Here is a 20,052-nt window from a genome sequence, read left to right as displayed (position 1 = left end):
CCAACGTATTCATTGTGTTCAATATCTTGGTCGATTTTGTCCAGCAGGTGCCCAGCACGGTCGATGAGGGCAAGAGCCTGGCGGTGAGGTTCCTCAAGGTCCTCGACATGCTGCTGATCGCCGTGACCTTCCAGATCATCGCGGTCGGCTTGTTCCGGCTGTTCATCAACCCGGATTCCCGCGGAAAAAGCAGCTTGCTCTCCGTGTTGGAGATCCGGCATTTCCATGACCTCAAAGTCACGATCATTCAGGTCGCGATCGTGATTCTGGTGGTGCTTTTCCTGGAGCAGGCAGTGGAGGTTGGCGCATCTCTGGAAACGCTCTACTACGGCCTCGCCATCGCGGTGATCATCGCCAGCGCCGTGTTTGCGTTCCGTAACATGACCCATGCCGGGGACTGACTCACCCAGCGCTTTAACCGTGCAGGGAAAATTATGGGTGTCCTCTTCTCTCCTTCTCTCCCGCAATCAATACCTGGCACTGCGGCTCACGGTTCATGGCGCTTAAACCACTCGAGGATGAGTTCCAGGCGCTTGACCAGATTCACCGGGGTGCCGTCCCGGGACAGGTTGTGGCCTTCGCCATCGAATACGGCCAGCTCGGTCTCCACGTCGTTATTGAGCAGCGCGTAGAACCACTCCTGGCCCTGTCCGATCGGTGTGATCCGGTCATCGCTAGAATGGATGATCAGCGTCGGCGTATTCACCTGGTCGGCGTACTTGAGCGGTGAACGTCCCCAGTAATAGTCGTAGTTCGCCCAGATCGTACCGCCAAACTCGGCATTCATCCGTGCCGGCACGTAGTCCTGAGTGCCGGCCTCGGAGATCCAGTTGGAGACACTGCGCTGGGTGACCGCCGCGCGGAAGCGATCGGTCTGCGTGGTGATCCAGTTGGTCAGGAAGCCGCCATGGCTGCCGCCGGTCAGAAACAGGCGCTCCTCGTCAATCCAGTCGAAGCGCTCCAGCGCCGCGTCCAGGGCCCGCATGTTGTCGCGATAGTCGACACCACCGTAGTCCTGGTACACCGAGGCCTGGAACTCGTGGCCATAGCCGGTCGAACCCCGATAGTTGGTGAACAGCATCGCGTAGCCCGCGCCCGCGATCATCTGAAACTCGTGGAACCAGCGATGACCCCACATATGCGCCGGGCCGCCACGAATGTTCAGTACCAGTGGCCAGTCATCGCCGGCGTCGAATCCTTTGGGCCGCAGCAGGAACGCATCCACCGTACGGCCGTCCTCGACCTCGTAGCTGAAGCGTTCCAGCTCGGTCCGGTAACGCGACTCCAGCAGGGCGTCGTTGAACCCCGTCAGGCGGCGCGACTCAAACCCGTCGCTGTCGGCGACGTGCACCTCCGGCATCTGGGTCTCGTCTTCGACCAGCAGGGCCAGAGACCCGCCGTCGGCGGCAAAGTCGATATCGCCGAGAGCGGCTTCGTCACCGAGGACCACCTCGCTGTCACCATCGGCTTCCAAGCGCATCAGTGGGCGGCTGCCGCGGAAGTCCGCCCACACCAGGGGACGATCGAACCCCTCGGGCCACCAGGCCTGCGTGACGGAGAACTCCATGCCATCGTGCAGTACCTTGTGGTCGTCGTTGCCGATCCCGATGCGGTGCACCTCCACGGGACGAAAGCGGTCGGACTGATAGAGGAAGGCGACCTGGCGCCCGTCGGGCGAGAACAGTGGATCGGTGGCACGCCCGTCGGGCGCGGCCAGCTTGCGTTCCTCACGGCTTTCAAGGTCGAGCAGGTAGACGTCCTGATTGAAGCTGCCGTCGTACTCGCCGCCGCTGCGATCGGCATTGAACGCCAGGAAGCGGCCATCCGGTGAAACCGTCGGGTTGTTGTAGTTCCACTCAGGGTCTCCTGCCAGACGCTCGAGCTCGCCGCTTGCCGAATCCAGCAACCACAAGGTGCGGCGGCTCTCATCCAGCCAACCCTGCGACTCACGACGGCTGAGCGCGCGCGAGTAGACCTTCACATCCGCCTGCGGTGCATCATCCCCCTGCTCTTCCTGCGCGGGATCTTCGACGGCCGGGTCGATGGTCAGGGTGACGATCAGGTGTTGACCATCGGGCAGCCATGCAAAGTCCGAGATACTGCCCTGTTGAATCTCGGTGATGGCATGGGCTTCACCACCGTCAACAGGCATCAGATGGATCTGGGCGTCCTCGTCGACGGTCCTCAGAAAGGCCATTTGCCGCCCATCGGGAGAAAAACGGGGACGCCGATCGGAATCACCCTGGGTGAACTGCCGTGCCGATTCCGAGCCATCGGCCGGCACCACCCAGATGTTTGATTCCCGATTGCGGCGTTCATCGTCCACGTGACTACGCACGAAGGCGACGCGGGTAGCATCCGGCGAAAGCCGAGGGTCGCTCGCGAACACGAAATCATAATAGTCTGCGGGGACCATCGGCTCCGGCGACTCCGCCCATACCGACGACGTGCCAAAGAGGACGATCAGCAACAGTGTTCGGGCCATGGAACCCTCGAAGGACAAGGAATGCGCCCGAGTTTGCCGCAACGAGTCATGGGTGTCCTCTTCTTCTGTCAGCCCACATGGACCAGGTGGACCGGCGCATCGGCTGCCGTTTCGACCCCACACTGCTGCGCGCACGGGACGAATGGGAGCACGTGCCGTACTGACACGGCCAGGAAGTACCGGGTGTCCGCTTTTCGTTCCCAGCCGGGGCTCCGATCAACCGTCCCCGCTTGGCTCTACTGCAAGGCCCTTGTCTCGCGACACGCCGGGTATTGCGAACAGCCCCAGAACTCCTGGCCGACCCGGGTTCCCTTGCGCGCCTTGCGCCGCACCATGGTACTGCCGCATTTCGGGCAGTCCGGGGTAACCGGCGCCGCGTGTCGCTCACGCAAACCCTCCACGTGTGCCCTGCGCGTCTGCCGCGAACGCTCGAGTCCGCAATTCTCCAGCGTTGCGAGCATGGCGTGGACCTCGTCTTCGCTCCACACCTCATCCCGGAATGAGCGGATGTAGCTCACCAGCCCCAGCCCATGGACCACGTTGTCCGGCATCCGTGTCTTGAAGGTGCTGCCACCGACGAAAACCACTACCGAGTGAATCTGCTCCGGGTCTACCCCCAGCGCCTCGGCTACCGCGCGTTCATGGCGATAGTTCTGGCGCAATGGATTCTGGAAACGCAACGACCGGCGGTAGATCTTCTGTGTCCACTGGGCCTGACGCTCACTCCCGAAGATCCAGCCCCGCATATTCTTCGTCTCGATGACGAACACCCCGAACCGCGACACCAGCACATGATCGATCTGCGTGGTCCCGTCCGCGGTCTGAAGCATAACGTCGTGAACCACGCGGCCCGACTTGCCGTCCAGGCCAACCGCCAGAATCAGACGAACCCACAGCTCGCCAAGCCAGCCCTTCACCTTCGGGAACCGAGCAACTGCAACCAGCGCCGCAAGCATCCAGGCCCACCAGAATTGCAGAGCCCCGTTTATGAAGGCTGCCCCCAGATCGATATCCATCCCGCCCTCCTTTCCGTTCCCGGGAGCCCGCATCGCCGGCTGAGCGGGGTCAGGATATGGCTTTGATATCAGTTAAGCGAGCGGGATCGGTCGCACCTCGGGGCAACCCACCGGCACTAAGCTCTTCACGGGTTTTACCCCGGAGCGGATCGAGATCGTCTTTGTGCCTTCGCAACGAATCAGAGGCGTGGATTCCGGCGGCCCAGGCTCCCCGAATCTCGTGCCTTGGAGGACGGGCCGAACATCGTGGCGAGAATCATCCGCGTGGAGATCGCGATCAGCACCACCCCCAATAGCAACATGCCATCGACCACCCAGCCGTTCTCGAACCACGGCAGGATCGGATCCGAATTTCCGAGTCGTTCTGCGAGGCCGAGTCCCAGCAACACCGCACCGGGCGCATGCACCAGGGCGGCAAGCCGCATCGCCCGCGACCGGTCGTCCTGTCCCGGAGCCGCATCGTTACTTGGAGACGACTCGGACTCGTGCCCCGCAATGTCGGTCACCCGTGGATCCGGACCCGGAGTCACATTCGTCTCCTGCGTTGGCGATGCGGACGGGTATCGCCGCAGGAACATCCCCCCAAGACCGGCCGGAACGACCAAAAAGCTCAGCAACACGGCGATCAGCACCATCCCCAACGACAGGTCGCCACCCGCGATGGCCCAGGTCACAAAGAGCACCACGACAGGGAGAATCAGTGTGGCAAGGGCGTACCCCAGCCGAGGCCCCAGTGCGGCGCGCCTGGACATAAACAGGATTCCCAGTGCGACCAGCACTGCGGGGATATACAGAATCAGTAAAACCATGCGCGCCTCCATGCGTCGCTTATCACTACTATTGGCCCGAGTCCGATCAGGCCTATTAATCCAGGGACAGAAGCCGAGCCCACAACTCCTTCTCTCAGCCAGCCCCGTGATCGATCCGGGGGCGCGTCCTCGCGCAGTGACAAAAAGCCGTGAAAGTCGTCCTCAGGTTTAAAAAGCTTTAACGAGCGGGAGCAGGTGCGCCCCGCAACAGCCCTTCGGTGCTCAGGTCCTCGTCGAGCTCTGGCCAGTGAATTCCGTAGCCTCCGGCGGAGATCTCCCAGATCCGTAGCTGAGCGGGCGTTGCGTGCGCGAGGCGTGGGTACCACTCCAGCGGAACCGAGATTCGGCGGCCATCCATCAGGCCAACCACCAAGTCATGCTCGGTGAAATCCACCGACGCAGCACGCTCATCCGCGTTCGTGGCCAAAGAACTCATTCCAAGCCTCCAACCGCTCCGGCTGCCGACCCTCGACAACCCCCCGAATCCGCCGCAATTCGTGCGCCGGAAACCCCATATTCCGCGCCAGTGCCACACGGCGCAACCGGAACTTGGCCGAGCACTTTCCACGGTCCACATGCACATACGGCGGCTCGTCCGGCTAATGGCTGAACCAGTAGAAGCGGTAGGGTCCACCCCTGAACACCGTCGGCATCCGCGCCTCCCCTGAAACCGAAATGGTTCAGCGACAACCGGCTGGCGCCAGAAACATCCGGCCCGATATCCCCACACCCTTGATGCTGCGACGGCCGAGCTGCTTCACCGCCTCGCGAAAACGCTCGACGTGGCCCAGGGCCGCTACATGGTGCGACCTCTGCCCCCTTCCGACATGGCGCAGGAAATGCACTGGATCGATCCGCAGGCGTTCCAGGATCGGCGGAATGGATTCCGGGATCGCCCCGCGCTTGTCCTCGCGGATCGCGCGCCCGGTCCAGTCCACCAGCTCCAGGTAGTCCTCCGTGGTAAACACCACCGCATTGCCATGCGGATCGTCGCCTTCCCGCCCCAATACCGTCAGGCGAGGCTCGTCTCCCTCGCACGCCGGACCTTCATGCCCCTGATCCTTACGAGCCAGTGCCCGAATACGCTGCTGGATCGACGTGAAATCGGAAGCCTCGGGCGTATCCGCCATCCCGGCGCGCACCGGGTTCAGATCCACGTAGCTCATGCAGGTCAGCACCGCCGCGTCGTCCAGCAGCGCCTGGCTCTTGTACCGACCTTCCCAGAACCGGCCCTTGCAGCCATCCTCCGCATTCGCCCGCCGCGCCAGGTGTTCGTTCAGGCTGCGCATGAACCAGGACAGGTCCTGCAGCCGATCCCGCCATTCGGTAACCAGCAGCTGCGCCCGCTCGCGTTCCGCCGCCGTCTTCATCTGCCCCGCCCGATAGCGGGCTACCAGCACCGGCAGCGAAAACAGCCGCTCCCAGCGCTCCATCACCTCGTCTTCGCTCCAAGCCGCCGCGCGATCCAAATCCAGCCGCACCACCAGGTGATAGTGGTTCGACATCACCGCGTACGCACACACGTCCACGGCAAACACACCCTGCAGCTCGCGCAGGCGCTCCAGCACCCAGCCTCGCCGGTGCTCGTAGTTCTTGCCCGAATAGGAATCCTCGCCACACAGGAACGCGCGGCGAACACAGCGACAAATACAGTGGTAATACGGCGTCGTCTCGACCGAGACGAGCTCCTTCCTGGCTCGCGTCATCTTTGGACCCTCCCTGGTCCATGCACTCCCCTGAAACCTAGACAGCCCGCCTCAGACCGTCAAGAAATCATGGGTGTCCTCTTCTTTCGCAATTCGTGCGTCGGAAACCCCATATTCCGCGCCAGTGCCACGCGGCGCAACCAGAACTTGGCCGAGCACTTTCTACGCTCCACATGCACATGCGGCGGCTCGTCCGGCTCATGGCTAAACCAGTAGAAGCGGTAGGTCCCGTCCCTTAACACCATCGGCCTCCACGCCTCCCCTGAAACCGGACAGGTTCAGCGACAACCGGCTGGGGCCAGAAACATCCGAACCGATATCCCCACACCCTTGATGCTGCAACGGCCGAGCTGCTTCACCGCCTCGCGAAAACGCTCCACGTGGCCCAGGGCCGCTACATGGTGCGACCTCTGCCCCCTTCCAACATGCCGCAGGAAATGCACTGGATCGATTCGCAGACGTTCCAGGATCGGCGGAATGGATTCCGGGATAGCCCCGGGCTTGTCCTCGCGGATCGCGCGCCCGGTCCAGTCCACCAGTTCCAGGTAGTCCTCCGTAGTAAAGGCCACCGCATTGCCATGTGGATCGTCGCCTTCCCGCCCCAATACGGTCAGGCGAGGCTCGTCTCCCTCACCCGCCGGACCTTCATGCCCCTGATCCTTACGAGCCAGTGCCCGGATGCGCTGCTGGATCGAGGTGAAATCGGAGGCCTCGGGCGTATCCGCCATCCCGGCGCGCACCGGGTTCAGATCCACGTAGCTCATGCAGGTCAGCACCGCCGCATCGTCCAGCAGCGCCTGGCTCTTGTAGCGGCCTTCCCAGAAGCGGCCCTTACAGCCATCCTCCGCATTCGCCCGCCGCGCCAGATGTTCGTTCAGGCTGCGCATAAACCAGGACAGATCCTGCAGCCGCGCCCGCCACTCGGCAATCTGCACCTGCGCCCGCTCGCGCTCCGCGACCGTCTTCGTCTGCCCCGCCCGATAGCGGGCTACCAGCACCGGCAGCGAAAACAGCCGCTCCCAGCGCTCCATCACCTCGTCTTCGCTCCAGGCCGCCGCCCGATCCGAATCCAGTCGCACCACCAGGTGATAGTGGTTCGACATCACCGCATACGCGCACACGTCCACCGCGAACACGCCCTGCAGCTCACGCAGGCGCTCCAGCACCCAGCCGCGCCGGTGCTCGTAGTTCTTGCCCGAATAGGAATCCTCGCCACACAGGAACGCGCGGCGAACACAGCGACAAATACAGTGGTAATACGGCGTCGTCTCGACCGAGACGAGCTCCTTCCTGGCTCGCGTCATCTCCGGACCCTCCCTGGTCCATACACTCCCCCTGAAACCTAGACAGCCCGCCTCAGACCGTCAAGAAATCTTGGGTGTCCTCTTCTTTCTCGCTGCGCGTCATCTCCGGACCCTCCCTGGTCCATGCACTCCCCCTGAAACCTAGACAGCCCGCCTCAGACCGTCAAGAAATCATGGGTGTGCTCTTCTTTGTCCTTCCTCTGCTCTTTCCGAGGGTTACCGTGGTCCGACCCCGTTATTGGACTTCAAGAAATCATGGGTGTCCTCTTCTTTGTCCCCGCGGCGAACACAGCGACAAATACAGTGGTAATACGGCGTCGTCTCGACCGAGACGAGCTCCTTCCTGGCTCGCGTCATCTCCGGACCCTCCCTGGTCCATGCACTCCCGCTCAAACCTAGACACCCCGCCCCAGACCGTCAAGAAATCATGGGTGTCCTCTTCTTTCGCTTTTTCTCCGGACCCTCCCTGGTCCATGCACTCCCCTGAAACCTAGACAGCCCACCTCAGACCGTCAAGAAATCATGGGTGTCCTCTTCCTCCCTCACACACTAGCAGGTGCACGTGATTCGACGTAACGATGCAACTCAGAAAACAGACATCATGATGTTTCCTCTTCTTCGCTCCTATCTTGCGCCAACAAGAAATCATGGGTGTCCTTTTCTTCAATGGTGCGCACACATCCACCGCGAACACGCCCTGCAGCTCGCGCAGGCGCTCGAGCACCCAGCCGCGCCGGTGCTCGTAGTTCTTGCTCGAATAGGAATCCTCGCCACACAGGAACGCGCGGCGAACACAGCGACAAATACAGTGGTAATACGGCGTCGTCTCCACCGAGACGAGCTCCTTCCTGGCTCGCGTCATCTCCGGACCCTCCCTGGTCCATGCACTCCCCCTGAAACCTAGACAGCCCGCCTCAGACGGTCAAGACATCATGGGTGTCCTCTTCTGCGCTCTTTGCAAAAGGCAAGGTCTGACCCCATAGCTCCTGTTAGAACTCATGGGTGTCCTCTTCTCCCTTCTTCTTCCAGGCGCGGCTGCGCCGTCGGGCGGAGCGACATGTCAGGCTTCAACCTGACGGAACTTGAGTGCCTTTCCCAACTGCTCCTTCCTCTTTAACAGAGTCTCTTCATCTGCCGGAAGATCTAGAAATTCATTTGCTTCTTCAAGCGTTCCGAAATCGCCAGCGTGACTTAGATGAAAAAACACCAGCTGGCGAAGATAAAACTGCATTTGATAACAGAAGGTCTTTGCCCTATCGCTCTGGTCTCCGGAGTGAACACTCCGATTTCGAAACTCCCGAAGATGCTCAAGTACCTGAGTGTGATATTCCGCCTCATCAAAAAGGAAAGAGCAACGCTTAACGATCCGGTCATAGCGCGCATCACCCGGAGACGCCAATGTTTCCAGTGCACCCCACATTCTGATCGCTGCGGAGTTGTGATCCTTTTCATCAAGAGCGCGCACATAGCGAAGCAAGCTATCTACAAGCGTCTCACGGTAACGACACTTGGACAGCTGCGCCAGACATCGGTCAAAGTTCCTCTTTAGCACGTCCGGACTTCTGTGCCTAAAGGCTCGCGTCTCAAAAAAATTCGGCTCAAACCAGAACAATTCCGTAGCAGCCTTCCCCGAGGCATAGTGCAGCGTATGAACCTGTCCAAGTCGGATCTTATTTATGGGCGCATAAGAGTCTCCCATCAACTCCATTCCGGAGTTCGAGAACATAGAAAGCACAGCTCTGGCCAAGTCTAGGGAGTTAAGTGCCTTCGACGCCGCGCCATGAATTGACTTCGCCTTTGTGGAGACAATTATATTAGTGTACCCACTGTGCTTCAGATACCCCCGACCCCCCTTTCTTATCACGTCGTCCCGAGAAGCATACTTCTTGGGATAAGGGCCATCCACAACGCGAAGGCGCGCTGACTCGACATCAAGCTGCCTGAAGGGTATACCGTTACCAATGGACAGAGACGTAAGCAGTGCGTACTGTCTCTCGGGTGTAGAAAGCTCGCTTCGAGCAGTCTCATTCAAACACTTCTCAACGCTTTCCACTGTCAACACGCCGGCGCGTGCGGCTTCGCCAAGCCCTTTGGAAACAAGAGAATCCACGTTGAGCTCGTTCGCGATCGCAGGCGGTACATCGAGCATAGAGAACAACGACGCATATGCCTCATGGTAATCGAACGCCGAGTAGGACACTCGCCCATCAGCGTTTACCGATTTGGCGAGCTCGATTTTATCGAGAATAGCCTGCGGATTCAGTCCAGTGCGAGTCTTCCACTTGATCGGCATGGATTCCTCTAGTTGTATTCAGCATGAAAGGTTACTGGCAGCAAGCGCATAAACACGAAGCAGGCCGAGAAGCGCCCTTAATGCCCTCGAGTAATCGCTCCGCGGTTGACTCCATTACTTCTCCCATAGACGGCCTCACGCCGCTTAGCACGCGCGGCTACGGAATGGAGGCGAAGCCGCAATGCAGTAGACGTGTCCGTGACTGGCGTTTTTAAAAGTCCTCTGGAGTAAACCCTTGCCAACTTCTTGATTGGATAAGAACCGCGGCCCTATCTGAGCGCCCCCAGACTGCTTTATCTTTTCCCCAATAGAAAAAGTGTGTTCTACTTCCATTTTTGTTTTTTCGAGATTTATCACCACCACTTTTAGTGTAAAGGACGACGAGATCTCCCTCAGATACTTCTTTATCAGGGAACCAATACGCGCTCTCTACCTCATTTGTCACCGAATCGCCCTCATACTTCGTAGCAAGTAGCACGTAAGTTCCAATGTCTATACTGCCTTTAACTCTAGCAACGACTCTTTCATTGGAGATATCACCTGACTCCTTTATTGCGATAATTCTTGCACTCATAAGCGAACCACCTTAGCCCAAATTCCTGCAACGACTAAAATTCCGCCAAAAACTGCGACGATAGCTGCGGTGGTGAAATCCTTGGATAAAGAAGGGACGTACCCTAATGCGGCTGCCCCGACAACAAGGCAGCCGTTGGAAATAATTTCTTGCGATAGAACTCTTCTGTGCCGCTCCTCAAAGATTGAGGCTTTTTTGTCAGCGTCGTGAAACTGCTCCCTGTAATAGTCGAGGTCTTGATTCTCTTCTTCTAACCTCTCTACCTCGTCGATCAGAAGCTTTTGAACAGCTGAGGAACCTAATTCGTCGTCACTCAGCTCCCTCCTGGCCGCAGAAAGCGACCTTCGCAACGTTTTTTTCTTTCGGGTCGTCGGTCCGTCTTCGTTACCAACCGAAGCTGAATCTATATCCTGCGTATCATCTATTGCCATATTCAATCCTGCTGAGTAACGGGCAGCATTTGATTTTAACAATGATTGGATAGCGCGCACGGATATGAAGTAAACGTGCGCGCGTGTTCAGTCGCTCCGGCACCGGGGTCCGACCTTGTCTTTTGCCCCTCATGTCCGAAACGACGGCACAAAAAAGAGCGCCATCTTGCGGCGCCCTCTTCTGTTGCTTCACGGCCATTTCCCTGGCTCCGCTTCGCTGGATCTCGGCCTCGCCGCCTCAATCCCAGCTCAACGCCCCACCCGTCTGATACTCGGTAACCCGCGTCTCAAAGAAGTTCTTCTCCTTCTTCAGATCGAGCACCTCGCTCATCCAGGGGAACGGGTTGTCGGCGCCGGGGTACAGCTCGGCCAGGCCGATCTGCGCACAGCGGCGGTTGGCGATGAAGTGCAGGTATTCCTCGAACATCTGGGCGTTCATGCCGAGCACGCCACGCGGCATGGTGTCACGGGCGTACTGCGCCTCCAGCTCGACGGCATCCGAGATCAGGGTGCGCATCTCGTTCTTGAAGTCTTCGGTCCACAGATGCGGGTTCTCGAGCTTGATCTGGTTGATCACGTCGATGCCGAAGTTCATGTGCATGGACTCGTCACGCAGGATGTACTGGAACTGCTCGGCCACGCCGGTCATCTTGTTGCGCCGGCCCATGGAGAGGATCTGCACGAAGCCAACGTAGAAGAAGATGCCCTCGAACACGACGTAGAAGGCGATCAGTTCGCGCAGCAGCTTCTGGTCCGCCTCCGGCGTGCCGGTGCGGAAGTTCGGGTCCGCCAGGTGCTTGGTGAACGGCAGCGCCCACTCGGCCTTGGTGGCCACGGAGGGCACCTCGCGGTACATGTTGAAGATCTCACCCTCGTCCAGGCCGAGAGACTCGACGCAGTACTGGTAGGCGTGGGTGTGCAGCGCCTCCTCGAAGGCCTGGCGCAGCAGGTACTGGCGGCACTCGGGGTTGGTGATGTGGCGGTACACGGCCAGCACCAGGTTGTTCGCCACCAGCGAGTCGGCGGTGGAGAAGAAGCCCAGGTTGCGCTTGACGATGGTGCGCTCGTCCTCGGTCAGACCGTTCGGGTCCTTCCACAGGGCGATGTCCGCGTTCATGTTGATTTCCTGCGGCATCCAGTGGTTGGCGCAGCCGTCCAGGTACTTCTGCCAGGCCCACTTGTACTTGAAGGGCACGAGCTGGTTGAGGTCCGCGTGGCAGTTGATGATCTTCTTGTCATCGACGCGAATGCGCTCGGCACCCATCTCCAGGTCTTCCAGACCGGTGCCGGTCAGGGCGTCTTCGTTCGGCTCGGCCAGCGGCTGGCCGGCGTTTTCCGGCTCCGGCGAGACGCTGGGCGCGGCACCGGCGGTGCTCATCAGGGCTTCGTTCTCCTGAAAGCCCATGCCGGGGCGGACGGCGGGTTCTTTCTGGCCTTCGCCTTTGATGGCTGCGATCGGATCGTCCCAGGAAAGCATAGTGTCCCCTCTTCTTTCGGTGGCGGCCCGGCGCGGTGGCCGGGCCTTTTGTTCAGTGCGTTGTGATCAGTGCGTGGTGCGTATTCGGTGCCCGTGGGCGGGGCCGCCTTACTGGCAGGCCTCGCAGTCCGGGTCGAGGATCGAACACGCTTTCGGGGCCTCGGGCTCGGCCGCCTGCTGGCCGCCGGAGACGGCGTTCAGCTTGTTGGCGCGCGAGGAGTCGGCCACGGTGCTCTTTTCCACGTGGGTCGCGCCCATGGAGCGCAGGTAGTAGGTCGTCTTCAGGCCGCGCACCCAGGCCAGCTTGTACAGGGCGTCCAGCTTGGGCCCGGAGGGCTCGGCCATGTAGAGGTTCAGGCTCTGCGCCTGGTCGATCCACTTCTGCCGGCGCGAGGCGGCCTCGACCAGCCAGCGGGTATCCAGCTCGAACGCGGTGGCGTACAGGGCCTTGATGTCCTCCGGCACGCGGTCCAGCGGCTGCACGGAGCCGTCGTAGTACTTGAGGTCGTTGACCATCACCTCGTCCCACAGCTCGCGGTCTTTCAGGTCGCGCACCAGGTACGGGTTGATCACGGTGAACTCGCCGGACAGGTTCGATTTGACGAACAGGTTCTGGTAGGTCGGCTCGATCGACTGGCTGACCCCGCAGATGTTGGAGATGGTCGCGGTCGGCGCGATCGCCATGGTGTTGGAGTTGCGCATGCCGACCTTCTTCACCCGCTTGCGCAGCTTGTCCCACTCCAGGCGCTGGGTGGTGTCCATCTGCAGGTAGTCGCCGCGGGTCTCGGCCAGCTTGTCGATCGAGTCGATCGGCAGGATGCCCTGGCTCCACAGGCTGCCGGGGAAGCTCTCGTAGCGCCCGCGTTCCTCGGCCAGATCGGTCGAGGCCTTGATGGCGTAGTAGGACACCGCCTCCATGGAGGTGTCGGCAAACTCCACGGCCGCCTCGGAGGCATACGGCACGCGCAGCTTGTAGAGCGCGTCCTGGAAGCCCATGACCCCCAGCCCCACCGGGCGGTGGCGCAGGTTGGAGCGCCGCGCCTGCGGCACGGAGTAGTAGTTGTAGTCGATCACGTTGTCGAGCATGCGCATGGCCGTGTTCACGGTCTGCTCGAGCTTGGGCAGGTCCAGCTCGCCCGCCTCGTTCACGTGCGCGGCCAGGTTGATCGAGCCCAGGTTGCACACCGCGATCTCGTCGTCCGAGGTGTTCAGCGTGATCTCGGTGCACAGGTTGGAGCTGTGGACCACGCCGGTGTGGCTTTGCGGGCTGCGCAGGTTACACGGGTCCTTGAAGGTCATCCACGGATGGCCGGTCTCGAACAGCATGCCGAGCATCTTCCGCCACAGGTCGACGGCCTTCATGGTCTTGTGCACGCGCAGCTCGCCGCGCGCGGCCTTCTCTTCGTATTCGCAGTAGCGCTTCTCGAACTCGGCGCCGACCAGGTCGTGCAGGTCCGGGGTCTCGTTCGGGGAGAACAGGGTCCAGTCGCCGTCCTCGGCCACGCGCTTCATGAACAGGTCCGGGATCCAGTTGGCGCTGTTCATGTCGTGGGTGCGGCGGCGGTCGTCGCCGGTGTTCTTGCGCAGCTCGATGAACTCCTCGACATCGATGTGCCAGGTCTCGAGGTAGGCGCACACCGCACCCTTGCGCTTGCCGCCCTGGTTCACGGCCACGGCGGTGTCGTTGGCGACCTTCAGGAACGGGACGACGCCCTGGGACTTGCCGTTGGTGCCCTTGATGTGGGCGCCCATGCCGCGCACGCGGGTCCAGTCGTTGCCCAGGCCGCCGGCAAACTTGGACAGCAGCGCGTTGTCGCGGATGGCGCTGTAGATGCCGTCCAGGTCGTCCGGGACGCTGGTCAGGTAGCAGCTGGAGAGCTGCGGGCGCAGGGTGCCGGAGTTGAACAGCGTCGGCGTGGAGCTCATGAAGTCGAACGAGCTCAGCAGGTTGTAGAACTCGATCGCGCGCGCCTCGCGGTCGATCTCGTTGATCGCCAGGCCCATCGCCACGCGCATGAAGAACGCCTGCGGCAGCTCGAAGCGGGTGCCATCGCTATGGATGAAGTAGCGGTCGTACAGGGTCTGCAGGCCCAGATAGGTGAACTGCAGGTCGCGCTCGGGCTTGATCGCCGCGCCCAGCTTGTCGAGGTTGTAGCGGGTCAGCTCGCTGTCGACCAGCTCCAGGTCGGCGGCGCGCTTGATGTAGGCGCCGAAGTACTCGGCGTAGCGCTCGGCCAGCTGGGCCTGGGTGGCCTCTTCCGGGCGGCCGTGCACGAAGCTCAGGGCCTCGCGGCGCAGCGCGTCCATCAGCAGGCGCGCGGTGACCTCGGAGTAGTTCGGCTCTTTCTCGATCATCACGCGGGCGGCCATCACCAGCGCGGTGGAGACGTCCTTCTCGGCGACGCCGTCGAACAGGTTACGACGCGCCTCGGTCAGGATCTTCTCGCCATCGACCTGCTCGATGCCGTCACAGGCCTCGGCGACGACCGCCTGCAGGCGCTCCTCGTCCAGCGGGGCCTGGGTGCCGTCGGCGCGGGTCACGTTCAAGGCCGGGGCAATCTCCTGCTCGTCCAAACCCTGCTCGGCGGCCTCGGCGGCGCGCTTTTGCGCCTGCTGTTCGCGGTAGATCACATAGGCCCGCGCGACCTTGTGGTGGCCGCCGCGCATCAGGGCCAGTTCCACCTGGTCCTGAATATCCTCGATGTGCACCGTCATGCCCTGGGTACCGGCGCGGCGGAACAGGCTGTCCACCACCTGCCCGGCGACCTCCTTGGAAATGTCGTGGATGCGACGGCTGGCCGCGGCATTGCCGCCCTCCACCGCGAGGAAGGCCTTGGTGACCGCGACCTCGATCTTCGAGGCGTCGAAGCCGGTGACCTTGCCGTTACGGCGGATCACCTGGTGCTGGCCCGGGCTGGTGGCCAGGACCTCGGCCGACGGCTCGGCTTGCGGCGGGTACTGGATGCCCTCTTGGGCTTCGGCGGTCTGGGTGTCGCTGTACATGGTGGCGGCCTCACGCGTAACTGTGGGTAATGGACGTGAAGTACTATAGATCGGGGATCCGGAAGTGCATAGACACAATATCTTGTGTCTCCCACCCGAATAACCCCGCGGACAACCCGTGGGCAAGCTGTGGATAAAAACGCCAACCCGGCACTCTGTCGCCATTCTTTGCGCGTTCGCCCGGTGGTGGATAAATCGGCCTTGTTGTGATCGCTCGGGCCAATTATCAGCAAACTCGAACATGAAAATGTTTTATGGCCCGCGATTACCGAATCGGTATCCGTCGATGGCTCTTCTCAAGGCCGACTCCGGGTGGACCCTCGCGCGGGGTGGCGGTGTTGGACAAAGCCCCGCCGGGTACCAATAATCCCCGCCTTATCGAACGAGATTCCGCGCGGCCGGGACGACCGTCCGCGCCCGCCGTATTCATCGAATCGACAGGGAGTACCGCATGAGCGACGCCAAGGACCCATCCGACAAGAAGAGCAAGAAGGCCGAGAAGAAGGACGCGCCCAAGGCCGCCGTTGCCACCGGGGCCGTTCAGGCGGCCGCGGGTGCCGTATCGCTCTCCAGTGGCGGCGAGACCGCGCCCAAGACAAAGAAGGGCGACGAGAAGCAGCCGCGCCACTGCCCGCTGCTGATCCTGGGCTCCGGCCCCGCCGGCTGGACCGCGGCCGTCTACGCCGCACGCGCAAACCTGAACCCGGTCGTGATCACGGGCCTGGAGCAAGGCGGCCAGCTGATGACCACCACCGACGTGGACAACTGGCCGGGCGACAACGACGGCGTGCAGGGTCCGGAGCTCATGCAGCGCATGCAAAAGCATGCGGAACGCTTTGATACGGAAGTGATCTTTGATCACATCCACACGGTGCACCTGAAGGACAAGCCCTATCGCCTGGTCGGCGATTCCGGCGAGTACACCTGCGACGCGCTGATCATCTGCACCGGCGCCTCCGCACAGTATCTGGGGCTGGAGTCCGAGACCACCTTTGCCGGCAAGGGTGTCTCCGCCTGCGCCACCTGCGACGGCTTCTTCTACCGCAACCAGAAGGTCGCGGTGATCGGCGGCGGCAACACCGCGGTCGAAGAGGCCCTGTACCTGTCCAACATCGCCTCCGAGGTCGTGCTGGTGCACCGCCGCGATGCGCTGCGCGCGGAGAAGATCCTGCAGGACAAGCTGTTCGAGAAGGAAAAGAACGGCAACGTCACCATCGAGTGGAACCACACCCTGGACGAGATCCTCGGGGACGACTCCGGCGTGACCGGCATGCGCATCAAGCATGCGCAAAGCGGCGATACGAAGGACGTCGAGCTAATGGGCGTGTTTATCGCGATCGGCCACAAGCCGAACACCGACATCTTCCAGGGCCAGCTGGACATGGAAGGCGGCTACATCAAGGTTCAAAGCGGCCTGGAAGGCAACGCCACCGCGACCTCCGTACCGGGCGTGTTCGCCGCCGGCGACGTGATGGACCATGTCTACCGCCAGGCGGTCACCTCCGCCGGCACCGGCTGCATGGCCGCACTGGACGCGGAGAAGTACCTCGAAGAGAACGGCTGAGTCGTGAGCGCCGAGGGCGACACCCGGACGGCCTCGCCGGAAGATCCGGCCGAGCGCATCGAGCTGCGCGACGGCCTGGGCGACGTGGACCCGGCCGCCTGGGATGCCCTGACCGGCGGCACCGAGCCGTTCCTGCGCCATGCCTTCCTGGAGGGCCTGGAGCGCCACGGCTGCCTGGGGCGGCAGTTCGGGTGGTTTCCGCAGCATGTGCTGATCTTCCGCGAAGACGAGCTGGTCGCGGCCGCGCCGGCCTACGCCAAAACCAACAACTACGGCGAGTTCGTGTTCGACTTCGCCTGGGAGAGCGCGTGGAGCCGCCACGGGCTCAACTACTACCCCAAGCTGGTCGTCTCCGTACCCTACACCCCGGCCACCGGGCCGCGCCTGCTGGTGCATCCGGAGGCGCCGGACTTTGATCACCTGCGCACCCTGCTCGTGCGCGCCCTGGTCACCCGCGGGCGCGAACTGAACGCCTCGGGCGTGAACATCCTGTTCCCGAATGCGGACGACCTCGACGTGACCCGCGAGATGGGGCTGGCCGAACGCATGGGCTGCCAGTACCACTGGAGCAATGCGGACTACGGAAGCTTCGATGACTTCCTGGCCGCGCTCAGCTCGAAAAAGCGCAAGAACATCAAGCGCGAACGCCGCCGCGTCAACGAGGCCGGTATCGAGTTCCGCACGCTGACCGGGGCCACCGGTTCGCCCGAAGACTGGGCGCGCTTCCACCGCTTCTACGTCGACACTTTCGAGAAGCACATGGGCATCCCGACGCTGTCGGAGGCCTTTTTTGTGGAGACGGCGGCGGCGCTGGGCGACCAGGTGGTGCTGTTCGAGGCCCGGCGACCCGGCGAGGCGGGGGACGACGAGACCATCGCCGCGGCCCTTTGCTATCGCAGCCACGACACCTTGTACGGGCGCTTCTGGGGCTGCACCGAGGAGCTGGCCGACCTGCACTTCGAGACCTGCTACTACCAGGGCATCGCGTTCTGCATCCGCGAAGGCCTGGCCCGCTTCGAGCCCGGCGCCCAGGGCGAGCACAAAATCCCGCGCGGTTTCCTGCCCACGCCCACCTACTCCGCCCACATGATCCTGACCGAGGGCTTCGACCAGCCCGTACGCGACTTCTGCGAACGCGAAGCCCAGCTGATGCGCACCCAGTGCGAACGCCTGCACGAACACTCGCCCTACCGCCACGTCGAACCCGACGATGACCGCCCCTGAACCACCCACTGTAGGAGGCCAGCCCCCTGACCGATGGGGCCTATCCCCGCGCCCAATCGCGCAGAGGGCTGCGCTCCTACGTCCGGCCCAGCCTGTAGGAGGCCAGCCCCCTGGCCGATGGGGGCTATCCCCGCGCCCGATCGCGCAGAGGGCTGCGCTCCTACATCACCCCACACGCCCGACCCATCCTGTAGGAGGCCAGCGCTCTGGCCGATGGGGCGCCACCCCATGACCGGCGGCCCGCAGATCACGCTGCCCTGGCTGGACCCCGAGCACCCGGAGGCGCCGTTCCCCGACCCGGGGCATGCCCTGCGCGACCCGAATGGCCTGCTCGCGGCCGGCGGCGATCTTTCCGTGCCGCGGCTGCTGAACGCCTATCGCTCCGGCGTGTTCCCCTGGTTCGAGGCCGGGCAGCCGATCCTGTGGTGGAGCCCGGACCCGCGCGCGGTGCTGGAACCGGGACACTTCCGGATGCACCGCAGCCTGAAAAAGGCGATCCGCAATCGCGGCTACACGGTCAGCTTCGATCGCGCCTTCGAGGCGGTGATCGAGGCCTGCGCCGGGCCGCGCGAGTACGCCGCGGGCACCTGGATCACCGGGAGCATGCAACAGGCCTACATCGCGATGCACCGCACGGGGCACGCGCATTCGGTGGAGGTCTGGGACGGCCCGCGCCTGATCGGCGGGCTCTATGGCGTCGCCGTGGGTCGGCTGTTCTGCGGCGAATCGATGTTCTCGCGTGAGCGTGATGCCTCCAAGATCGCGCTGGCCTGGCTGTGCCGCCACCTCGTCGCCTGGGGCTGGCCCCTGGTGGACGTGCAGATGGAGACCGAGCACCTGCGCAACCTCGGCGCCATCACCCTCCCCCGGCGCGAGTTCATCGCACGCATCCGCGAGATCGCGCACGCGCCCGAAGTACCCGGGCCCTGGCGGGTCGATCCTGCCCTGAGCCCACTCGACCCTGACTGGAACACCGCCCCGTAGCACAAGTGTGGCCCAAGCCCCTTGTGGGAGCGGGCTTGCCCGCGAATGGTTCTTGCCAAAGTCCGACGCGGGCAGGGGCTTCGCGGGCAAGCCCGCTCCCACAGGCCGCTGCCACAGCCCCCGCCCCCGTCACTGCGAGGAGGCGCAGCCGACGTGGCAGTCGGTTGGGGGTATCCCGGCGCCGAGGACTGCCTTGGGAGATTGCTTCGCGATGCACGCAATGACGGGATGTTGGATGGCCGGGGAACCTGTATGCGCGTCACTGCGAGGCGCCGCAGGGGCCGGGGCAGCCTCCGAAACCGGGCACGTCACCCGGCGCACCCTTGGCCCCCGTTGGGGGTGCTTTATACTCCCGGCCATTGGGGAACCGAACGGGAGATTCGGGTGGGCAAGGCATATCAGGGGGAATGGCGGGCCATGGCGCTCAATGGGCTGCGCGCGGGCCTGCTGCTGGCGCTGGCCGCAATCACGGCGGGCTGTGCGACGCTGGCGCCATCGCCGCCGTCGGATCAGAGCAATATCTGCGAGATCTTCCGCGAGCAGCCGCGCTGGTACGACTACGCCCGCGACTCCGAACGCGAATGGGGCACGCCCATCGCCACGCAGATGTCGTTCATCCAGCAGGAGTCCTCGTTCCGCAGCCATGTGCGCCCGGATCGCGAACGCCTGCTCGGTGTCATCCCGTGGCGCCGGCCCTCCTCTGCCTACGGCTATGCCCAGGCGCAGGACCCGGTCTGGGGCGAATACCGCGAGGATGCCGGCAGCCGGATGGCACGGCGCACGCACATGAAGCACGCGACCGACTTTATCGGCTGGTACAACGCGCGCACCCAGCGCATCACCGGGGTCTCATTGAACAACCCCGAGCACCTCTACCTCGCCTATCACGAGGGCCAGGGCGGTTATAACCGCGGCAGTTACCGCAGTAAACCGCAGGTCCAGGCGGCCGCGCGCCAGGTCGCCCAGCGCGCCAACCGCTACGACTCCCAGTTGCAAAGCTGCGAGTCCGAGTTCCGCTGCCGCCGCTTCTACCAGTTCGGGCCGTTCTGCCGGCAGTAGCCATAGCCGAACGGAACGCGCTCAACCCCCGTCATCGCGAGCCGAGCGAAGCGATCTCCCAACGCAGGCACCGACGTTGGGGCAGACCCGACAGGCTGCCGCGTCGGCTGCGCCTCCTCGCAG

Annotated in this window: 18 protein-coding genes and 2 pseudogenes; 5 read left to right on the top strand and 15 right to left on the bottom strand. The window is 62.7% G+C overall.

Annotation, left to right across the window (positions count from 1 at the left end; all coding sequences use genetic code 11):
• A partial coding sequence (locus F467_RS0113055) for a YqhA family protein (RefSeq protein ID WP_018994350.1) occupies positions 1 to 401 on the top strand: 401 nt, incomplete at its 5' end.
• An 86-nt stretch (positions 402 to 487) separates the two neighbouring features.
• Here the strand turns inward: F467_RS0113055 and F467_RS0113050 are convergent.
• The 15 genes and pseudogenes from F467_RS0113050 to F467_RS0113005 form a co-directional block, all read right to left on the bottom strand.
• Positions 488 to 2,485: a S9 family peptidase gene (locus tag F467_RS0113050; protein WP_018137579.1), complete on the bottom strand. Its 1,998-nt coding sequence runs from the start codon at positions 2,483 to 2,485 to the stop codon at positions 488 to 490.
• 236 nt (positions 2,486 to 2,721) lie between these two features.
• Positions 2,722 to 3,501 (bottom strand): nuclease-related domain-containing protein, encoded by a 780-nt coding sequence (locus F467_RS0113040; protein WP_018137580.1) that lies wholly within the window; start codon positions 3,499 to 3,501, stop codon positions 2,722 to 2,724.
• 179 nt (positions 3,502 to 3,680) lie between these two features.
• Positions 3,681 to 4,310 carry a hypothetical protein gene (locus F467_RS0113035; protein WP_018137581.1) on the bottom strand — a complete coding sequence of 210 codons (630 nt, stop codon included), beginning with the start codon at positions 4,308 to 4,310 and terminating at the stop codon, positions 3,681 to 3,683.
• Between the two features lie 178 nt (positions 4,311 to 4,488).
• Positions 4,489 to 4,746, bottom strand: coding sequence for a DUF2442 domain-containing protein (locus F467_RS0113030; protein WP_018137582.1), 258 nt, complete (start codon positions 4,744 to 4,746; stop codon positions 4,489 to 4,491).
• The gene (locus tag F467_RS13850) at positions 4,718 to 4,885 is read right to left on the bottom strand and encodes a DUF4160 domain-containing protein (protein ID WP_304412326.1); all 168 of its coding nucleotides are present in this window, start codon (positions 4,883 to 4,885) and stop codon (positions 4,718 to 4,720) included. The genes F467_RS0113030 and F467_RS13850 overlap by 29 nt, the downstream gene beginning before the upstream one ends.
• A 105-nt stretch (positions 4,886 to 4,990) precedes the next feature.
• Positions 4,991 to 6,016 (bottom strand): transposase, encoded by a 1,026-nt coding sequence (locus F467_RS0113025; protein WP_018875218.1) that lies wholly within the window; start codon positions 6,014 to 6,016, stop codon positions 4,991 to 4,993.
• A gap of 59 nt (positions 6,017 to 6,075) precedes the next feature.
• The gene (locus tag F467_RS13625) at positions 6,076 to 6,261 is read right to left on the bottom strand and encodes a DUF4160 domain-containing protein (protein WP_081617395.1); all 186 of its coding nucleotides are present in this window, start codon (positions 6,259 to 6,261) and stop codon (positions 6,076 to 6,078) included.
• 33 nt (positions 6,262 to 6,294) lie between these two features.
• Positions 6,295 to 7,320 carry a transposase gene (locus F467_RS0113020; protein ID WP_018875217.1) on the bottom strand — a complete coding sequence of 342 codons (1,026 nt, stop codon included), beginning with the start codon at positions 7,318 to 7,320 and terminating at the stop codon, positions 6,295 to 6,297.
• Between the two features lie 279 nt (positions 7,321 to 7,599).
• Positions 7,600 to 7,677 (bottom strand): annotated as a pseudogene (locus F467_RS13930) (transposase); the annotation flags it as partial.
• Between the two features lie 313 nt (positions 7,678 to 7,990).
• Positions 7,991 to 8,182 (bottom strand): annotated as a pseudogene (locus F467_RS13615) (transposase); the annotation flags it as partial.
• A 198-nt stretch (positions 8,183 to 8,380) separates the two neighbouring features.
• Complete coding sequence (locus F467_RS0113015) at positions 8,381 to 9,613, bottom strand: hypothetical protein (RefSeq protein WP_018137603.1); 1,233 nt, start codon at positions 9,611 to 9,613, stop codon at positions 8,381 to 8,383.
• A 211-nt stretch (positions 9,614 to 9,824) separates the two neighbouring features.
• Positions 9,825 to 10,187 carry a hypothetical protein gene (locus F467_RS13705; RefSeq protein ID WP_155987362.1) on the bottom strand — a complete coding sequence of 121 codons (363 nt, stop codon included), beginning with the start codon at positions 10,185 to 10,187 and terminating at the stop codon, positions 9,825 to 9,827.
• A complete protein-coding gene (locus F467_RS13700; protein WP_155987363.1) occupies positions 10,184 to 10,618 on the bottom strand; it encodes a hypothetical protein in 435 nt (144 codons plus the stop codon). Before F467_RS13700 ends, F467_RS13705 begins: the two co-directional genes overlap by 4 nt.
• Before the next feature lie 238 nt (positions 10,619 to 10,856).
• Entirely contained in the window at positions 10,857 to 12,095 is a 1,239-nt protein-coding gene (locus F467_RS0113010; protein ID WP_018137604.1) for a ribonucleotide-diphosphate reductase subunit beta, read from the bottom strand.
• 108 nt (positions 12,096 to 12,203) lie between these two features.
• The gene (locus tag F467_RS0113005) at positions 12,204 to 15,098 is read right to left on the bottom strand and encodes a ribonucleoside-diphosphate reductase subunit alpha (RefSeq protein ID WP_018137605.1); all 2,895 of its coding nucleotides are present in this window, start codon (positions 15,096 to 15,098) and stop codon (positions 12,204 to 12,206) included.
• Between the two features lie 451 nt (positions 15,099 to 15,549).
• Here F467_RS0113005 and trxB point away from each other — a divergent pair, with 451 nt between their 5' ends.
• The 4 genes from trxB to F467_RS0112985 all read left to right on the top strand — a co-directional run bounded on the left by trxB (position 15,550) and on the right by F467_RS0112985 (position 19,929).
• The gene (trxB, locus tag F467_RS0113000; protein ID WP_018137606.1) at positions 15,550 to 16,662 is read left to right on the top strand and encodes a thioredoxin-disulfide reductase; all 1,113 of its coding nucleotides are present in this window, start codon (positions 15,550 to 15,552) and stop codon (positions 16,660 to 16,662) included.
• A gap of 3 nt (positions 16,663 to 16,665) precedes the next feature.
• Positions 16,666 to 17,886, top strand: coding sequence for a GNAT family N-acetyltransferase (locus F467_RS0112995; protein WP_018137607.1), 1,221 nt, complete (start codon positions 16,666 to 16,668; stop codon positions 17,884 to 17,886).
• A 228-nt stretch (positions 17,887 to 18,114) separates the two neighbouring features.
• On the top strand, positions 18,115 to 18,870 hold the full coding sequence (gene aat, locus F467_RS0112990) for a leucyl/phenylalanyl-tRNA--protein transferase (protein WP_018994349.1): 756 nt from the start codon (positions 18,115 to 18,117) through the stop codon (positions 18,868 to 18,870).
• A gap of 384 nt (positions 18,871 to 19,254) precedes the next feature.
• On the top strand, positions 19,255 to 19,929 hold the full coding sequence (locus tag F467_RS0112985) for a hypothetical protein (RefSeq protein ID WP_018137609.1): 675 nt from the start codon (positions 19,255 to 19,257) through the stop codon (positions 19,927 to 19,929).
• Positions 19,930 to 20,052: the final 123 nt, after the last annotated feature.

Origin of the sequence: Thioalkalivibrio sp. ALJ12, from assembly GCF_000378305.1 — a bacterium.
GTDB lineage: Bacteria > Pseudomonadota > Gammaproteobacteria > Ectothiorhodospirales > Ectothiorhodospiraceae > Thioalkalivibrio.
The sequence above is the reverse complement of the archived record's forward strand: the minus strand, read 5'-3'. Positions and strand labels throughout refer to the sequence as shown.